The sequence below is a fragment of the Polaromonas sp. UBA4122 genome, assembly GCA_002381615.1.
Classification (GTDB): domain Bacteria; phylum Pseudomonadota; class Gammaproteobacteria; order Burkholderiales; family Burkholderiaceae_C; genus Polaromonas.
In genome coordinates this window covers 41,648-41,994 of the sequence record DFWY01000024.1, presented here as the reverse complement: position 1 = coordinate 41,994, position 347 = coordinate 41,648, and the positions used below count along the sequence as shown (strand labels likewise).

At 63.7% G+C, this 347-nt stretch carries 1 pseudogene; it reads left to right on the top strand.

From position 1 onward, the window contains the following. Positions 1 to 347 (top strand): annotated as a pseudogene (locus B3F77_RS03310) (DNA polymerase III); the annotation flags it as partial.

Genomic DNA, 347 nt, shown 5'->3' with positions numbered 1-347 from the left:
CTACAGTTTCGACCTGGCACAGGACAGGCAGACTGACCGGCTGCTGCGCGCCATGGACCACCCCTATTTCAGCATTCTGGCTCACCCCACCGGACGCCTGATCGACGAGCGCCCCGCCTGCGACATCGACCTGCTGCGCGTGATCCGAAAGGCCCACGAGCGGGGTTGTTTTCTGGAACTCAACGCGCATCCGGCTCGGCTCGATATGACCGACATCGCCTGCCGAATGTCGAGGGACGAAGGTGTGCTGGTGAGCATCAACTCCGACGCGCACAGCGCCCTGGAATTCGACAACCTGCGTTTCGGCATTGGCCAGGCTCGTCGCGGCTGGCTCGATGCCTGCGACG